Here is a 2,632-nt window from a genome sequence, read left to right as displayed (position 1 = left end):
CATCACCGCCAGCAGGCCGACGACCAGTTCCAGCGAACGTTCGGCGAAGACGCCGACCGTCACCTCCGGGCCGACGCCGAGAGCCCGCAACCGGTGGGCCAAGCGGTTCGCCTGCGCCTCCAGCTCGGCATAGCTCAGCGTCCGCCCGCCGAAGCTCACCGCAGGGCACCCGCCATGCAGACGGGCCTGCTCCGCGATCAGATCCGGCACCAATGGACCGGCGGTCAGCGTCCCGTCGCGGGTCGCGTTCCAGCCGGCGAAGCTCCGCCATCCCTCCTCGTCGAGCAACCCGATCTCACCCAACCGGCGCCCGGCATCCTCGACCAGGGCCAGCAGAAGCCGTTGGGTCTGTGCGGCGAAATGGCGGACCTCCTCGTCGCCGATACGATCGCGCCAATGGCTGAAGGTCAACGTCAGTTGCTTTCCGGCACCCATCAGCAGGGTCAACGGGACGGAGGTGAGTTCATGATTCTGTGGAGCGCCGAAGCGCAGGCCGCCGGTTTCTCCGCGCCCTTCTCCATGGCCAAGCGCGTCGGACAGCGGATAGTTCTCGAACACCAGCAGACTGTCGAACAGCATTTCGCCGTTATGGCCGGACCAGCGCTGGATGTCGGCCAGCGGGGTGTGTTCGTGCTCCCGCATTTCGAGATTGCTGGCCTGGAGATCGCTCAGCCATTCCGACACGGTCTGGGCCGGATGCGGTGTAGCGACCAGCGGCAGCGTGTTGATGAACAGGCCGATCTGCTTTTCGATGCCCGGCAGCTCAGCCGGCCGGCCGGAGACCGTCACGCCGGCCGCCACCGCCTTCTGTCCGGTCCGCCGGTGCAGAAGCAGCAGCCAGGCGGCCTGAACCAACGTGTTGAGCGTCACCTGACTCTGACGGGCGAAGCGGACGAGCCGCGCGGTTTCCTCCTTGCCGAAGGCAAGTTCGAGGATTCCGTGCCCTTGAACAACATCCGGTTGCCCGCTGGCCGTCGCGATCTTGGTCGGCTGTTGGAGTTCGGCGGTGCGGTTGCGCCAGAAGGCCTCGGACGCCGCCCTGTCGCGCCCTTGCAGCCAGGCCACATGGTCGCGGAAGCGACCGCCGTCCGCCGCCGGCACGACGCCGGCATAGCGTTGCAGCACTTCGCCCAGAAGCTGCGAGCTGCTCCAGCCGTCCAGCAGGATGTGGTGGCTGGTCAGGATCACATGATGGCGCTCCCCGCCCGTGCGCACCACCGCCAGCCGCAGCAGAGGCGGTGCCGCAAGGTCGAAGCCGGCCTGCCGCTCCGCCGCCGCAAGCCCGTCCAGCCGCGCCGTCGGGTCCGCATCGCCGTGCCAATCCTCCAGCCGCAGCGGCACCGCGACCTTGCGCCGGATCGCCTGCAACGGCTGCTCCAGGCCGTCCCACAGGAAGCCCGCCCGCAGGCTGTCATGCGCGTCGACCGCCCCCTGCCATGCCGCATGGAAGCGCGCCACGTCCAGCCCCTCCACATCCACCCGCATCTGGTTGATGTAGGCGTCGCCACCCGGCTCGTAGAGCGCATGGAACAGCATGCCCTGCTGCATCGGCGTCAGCGGGTAGAGGTCCTCCACCTCGCGCGCCGGCAGCGGCAGCGCGTCCAGCTGCCCCTGGGTCAGCCCGGCCAGCGGAACGTCCGACGGCGTCACACCGCCGGCCGAGGACTCGCAATGCGCGACCAGCGCCCGAAGCTCCTCCCCATAGGCTGCGGCCAGCTCTTCCACAACCGGGACCGCCAGGACGGAGCGGCTGTAGCTCCAGTCGAACACCAGTTCCCCGTCATAAACCTGACCGTTCAGCGTCAGCCAGTTGCCCAGAGGCGCATCGGCATCCTGGCTGCTGCCCGCTGGCTCGTCGGCCGGCACGAAGCGGGCGGTGTCGTCGAAGCTGCCGTCGAACTGACCCAGATAGTTGAAGGTCACCCGCGCCTCGGGCAGGGCCCGCAGCGTTGCCTGCGCCTCCGCATCGCCCAGATGGCGCAGCACGCCGTAGCCCAGCCCGTTCGACGGAACCGCCCGCAACTGCTCCTTCACCGCCTTGATCGCCGCGCCAATCGCAGTGCCCTCCTCCCCTCCGGGGTGCAGATGCACCGGATAGGCAGTGGTGAACCAGCCGACGCTGCGGCTGAGGTCCAGGCCCGCCACCAGCTCCTCGCGGCCATGCCCCTCCAGTTGCACCAGCGCCGAGGCGCCGCCGCTCCACCGGCACAGCACCCGCGACAGCGCCGTCAGCAGAAGGTCGTTCACCCGCGTCCGGTAGGCCGCAGGCGCCGACGACAGCAGCCGTTTCGTCCAGCCCCCATCCAGCCGCGTCCGCGCAACCGCCGACTTCGCAACCGTCAGCGCCTCGGGAGAAACCGGCTCCGCCACGCCAGGCAGTCCGGCCGGCGCATCCGTCAGGCTGTCGCGCCACCAGGACAGTTCATCCCGCAGCGCCCCGCTCGCGGCGTGGCGGCACAGGGCCTCGCCCCAGGACTGGAAGGAGGCGGTCTTGGCCGGCAGCACCACCGCCCCGCCCCGTTCCAGCTGCGTGCAGGCCAGTTGCAGATCCTCCAGCAGCACGCGCCAGGACACGCCGTCCACCACAAGATGGTGGATCGCCAGCAGCAGGCGCTGCTGACCGTCATCCCCG

1 protein-coding gene is annotated in these 2,632 nt (G+C 69.5%); it reads right to left on the bottom strand.

Features of this window, described 5'->3' with window-relative positions; all coding sequences use genetic code 11:
* Nucleotides 1–2,632: condensation domain-containing protein (locus TSH64_RS22150; RefSeq protein WP_199237635.1), on the bottom strand; the 2,632-nt coding region annotated here is incomplete at both ends.

This window comes from Azospirillum sp. TSH64 (genome assembly GCF_003116035.1).
GTDB lineage: Bacteria > Pseudomonadota > Alphaproteobacteria > Azospirillales > Azospirillaceae > Azospirillum.
The sequence above is the reverse complement of the archived record's forward strand: the minus strand, read 5'-3'. Positions and strand labels throughout refer to the sequence as shown.